At 32.8% G+C, this 3512-nt stretch carries 3 protein-coding genes; all 3 read left to right on the top strand.

All coding sequences use genetic code 11. The annotated features are described in order from the left end of the window. Positions 1 to 192, top strand: a 192-nt coding sequence (locus tag ACOTX1_RS23615) for a hypothetical protein (RefSeq protein WP_421766884.1), incomplete at its 5' end; no start/stop codon positions are given. A 65-nt stretch (positions 193 to 257) separates the two neighbouring features. Beyond that, positions 258 to 959: a hypothetical protein gene (locus ACOTX1_RS23610; protein ID WP_139497357.1), complete on the top strand. Its 702-nt coding sequence runs from the start codon at positions 258 to 260 to the stop codon at positions 957 to 959. Between the two features lie 374 nt (positions 960 to 1333). Continuing rightward, the gene (locus ACOTX1_RS23605; RefSeq protein ID WP_154941701.1) at positions 1334 to 2464 is read left to right on the top strand and encodes a hypothetical protein; all 1131 of its coding nucleotides are present in this window, start codon (positions 1334 to 1336) and stop codon (positions 2462 to 2464) included. Positions 2465 to 3512 lie beyond the last annotated feature (1048 nt).

The raw sequence follows: 3512 nt of genomic DNA, 5'->3' as shown, positions 1-3512 counted from the left end.
CGTGAAATTTATAATAAACATACACGAGAAGAATTAGAAAAATTTATTTTTAAGTGTAATAGTGAGTTTAGAGAGTTTGAACACCGATTTAATACAATCTGCTCTACTGAATATTATGAACAACAAAGCCTTATCTTTTATATTAATTATATAAATGCAGAGTTTGAGCAGAGGGAGAAGTTAAATTATTAAATTTGACAATATTAAAATAATATATTAAGCATATATGTATTAGCAAAATAAAGAGGGCTTAATATATGACAATATCAAAAAAAAATAGTGAATTGAGAGAGCGATTTAAAGAATACGCCAGTAATAAAAACATATTTGATCTTGCTGATTTGAGATATGAAATATTAAAAATATATTGTGATTTCAAATTAAAAAGCGATATGAGTGAGAAAGAAAGAAAATCTCAAGACTCCAGAAGAAAAGCACATTTAACAGCATTAAAAAAAAGAATTAAAAGAGAAATTGTTTCGAAAATAGTTATTGATTTAGTGAAGTATTACAATATAGAAAAAACGACTTTTCATTTTTTTTCTCATATATGTACTGAGATTTTAGAAAGAAATGTAGATAACAGATACATTCTAAATAATTTTTCAAACATGATTTTAGACGAAAAAAAAGAGTTGAGGAAATTAAGTGAAAGCAGAAATGCTTCAAACAAAATGAGTTTAGAAAACTCTTATTCCGAACTTGTTTCTATGTCACATATTAAAGACAAATTATTTAGGAATGACAATTTCAAAACTGCATATTTAAAATGTTATGGTTGTGCAAATGAAGAATTTTCGAGATTTAAAGTTTTTGCTTTTCCGGATAATTATGAGACATTAGATTTTTTATTTGAAGAAGAAAGAATAAAAAAAGAAGAAAAAGAAATATCTAAAATAATGATTGAACAAGTTGAAGAAGAACAAAAAATACAGCCAAGTAAAAAAAGAAGACTATAATTTTTTTGCGGCGAATCGTGAAAAAAATAAAATTTTAATTTTGTTTTTTGAGCGATTGATCTGTGTGTAAGTTGATGAAAAATCTAGTAAAATCTGCGATCTATTTTTTCTTTTGACTTGCCATTATTGTTATTTTTGTTATAACAATAATGGGGGGTTGTCTTTTACTTGAAAAATGAGCGTCAGCGAAATTTTGAAAGGAAAAGTGTGCGAAGAGCACAAAACCCCTTTGCTTTTTTTCGTAATGACATTTTAAAAATATTTCATTTTGAGCGAAGCGAAATTTGAAAATTTTTAATTTGGAATGAAGAAAAAAGGCAAACCTGCGGAGTAAAATTAAAACAAAAAAAACTATAAAAAAAAATGAGGTGACTATGGAATTTAAAATAAAGAAAATGACTGTTAAAGACAGCAGAGAAATTAAAAAAAGATTTGAAGATTGCATTAAGATAGCAGAAGAAAAAAATATGCAAGTGGGCTCAATTTTAAATATTGAGATGCAAGATAGATTGAAAGAAATTAATTTAAAAGTAAAAAAAGAAACAGCAGAACAATATAGAAAATTGTTTAATTATAAATTGTCTGTGAATGCAGAAGATATTATTCAACACTTGTTAGAATGCAACACAAGAAACAGTTTTGATAAAACAAGAACTGCTTTTAGATTTTGTATAGCTGAAAAAATACAAGAGCTAAGAAACGAAGCAGATCGAGCAAGAAAACAAAAGAATTTTGATTTAATGAAAGAAAAAACCATTGAAGCATATAAGTTGTTTTTCTTTTTTGAGCGAGATTTTTTGAGCGAAAATCGCGTAACTTGGAATGATATTTCTTACAGAAAAATAGAATCTAAAAGCAAAAAAAAGACTATGAATAGTGTTTCAAGTATCAAAGCAATTTTTGAAGATTTGAAGCAAAAGCCAGAGCTTTTTGATAAGTATTCAATGATTTTAGCAATTTCAAGTTTGACCGGTTGCCGTCCGGCTGAGATCCAAAAAGGAATTGGGCTGGAACTAAGCCCACCACTATTAAATATATGTATTAGCGGGGCGAAAGTGGGCGAAGATCGAGGGCAGGAAAAAAGAATATTGAAATTCAATATAAATGAATTTGCTGAAAATGAGCAGTTCAAATTGATTATGTCCAAAATAAAGCAAAATAATAAATTAGAATATAAATGCTCAAAGCAAGAGTATGATTCATTGAGACAATATTTGTATATCAACCATAAAGGTTTTTCACTTTATACATTAAGACACAGAGCAGCGAGCGAATTAAAAAAAGAGGGTTTTACAGAAGAAACAATAGCTGCATTTTTGGGTCACAGAGTAACTAGATCTCTGGAAAATTACGGCTATGCAAGATCTGGCAAAGGTGGTCCAAAAATCGCAGGTGTTGAGCACTCAAACGCGATTAAAAGCAATACAAAGCGATTTGAGAAGAAAACCAACCCAGGAGGGGTAAACCCTACTCCTACTCGTAAACGAGCCTTAAAACGATTTTAGAGAGTTACCAGGGGTCAGCAATGCTGATCCCTCATATGTGTGTTAGCCTCGCGCGCGCGTCTTGCCAGCAGAGATCTGTGCCGGCTGGTTGCATATGTGTATTAGCAGAACCACAGATCGGTGTGGTTCGTTGTGTGGTCGGTGTAATTAACTAATCAATATATGTGTTAGCAGGCGGCACGCGCGCGAGTAGTGCCCGGAACGGGACCCCGGTAACTTTTCGTTGGTGGTTTTTTGATCAATTAACTGTCAGTTATTGGCATTTGAAGTGTCATTTTTGCTGTTAAAAATGACACAACGAGTCTCATTGAGTGAGAATTTTGATTTTTGAGCAATCAAATTTTTTGAAGAAGTGTTGACATAACAGAAAGATAGATTATAACTGAGTCCAGATACAACAAAACCAGCCTAAGCTGGTTTTGAGGGACTTAAAGAAGTGGGGACTTCTGAAAGTCTTGTAATCAAGTGATATCAGGCACTGGATTACGATATGTAAGTGAAAATCTAACTTATAAAATCGCAATTGTCAAACCTCTCTTGTTACAAGTCTCTTCAAAAATCCCTAGTTTTTCAAATCCTTAAGCAACCAAATGCGCATATTGTGTCGTGCCTGAAACTGTGGAATCAAGAGGGTCCGGTTTCGGTTGGTTGTTGGCAATAGAAGGGTGCTTACGAATTGCCGACCTGGGAGGCGAGTTCTAAGGTTTTTTTGGTGAACAGTGATTGATTGGTAGGCTATGAGAAAGCCCAGCCATAACAGCCAAATGGTTGTTTAAAATGGGGTTAGCTGTCGCAAGTAAAAGGCTATGAACTGTATCTAGAGGGTGTAAGAGGGTGCCAACGACTGGAAACGGTTGTTAAGCTCAATAGTCTAGAACTTTGTGGTGAAGTCCAAAACTTTGCAATCACACAAATCGCCCTTAGTGAAAATTTTCTAATTACCTGATTTTTAGGGTAGATCCAGAAAATTTTTACTAGGGGAGACCTTTGGGTGAAGCCCTGTAAAGGGCTGAACACAAAGGTCTTAGCGAAGCCACAGCAAAACAAT

It is taken from the genome of Enterobacter cloacae complex sp. IR5401 (assembly GCF_049238425.1).
GTDB classification, from domain to species: Bacteria; Pseudomonadota; Gammaproteobacteria; order Enterobacterales; family Enterobacteriaceae; genus Enterobacter; species Enterobacter hormaechei_C.
Note: the sequence above shows the minus strand (reverse complement) of the source record. Positions and strands in the feature narration are given on the sequence as shown.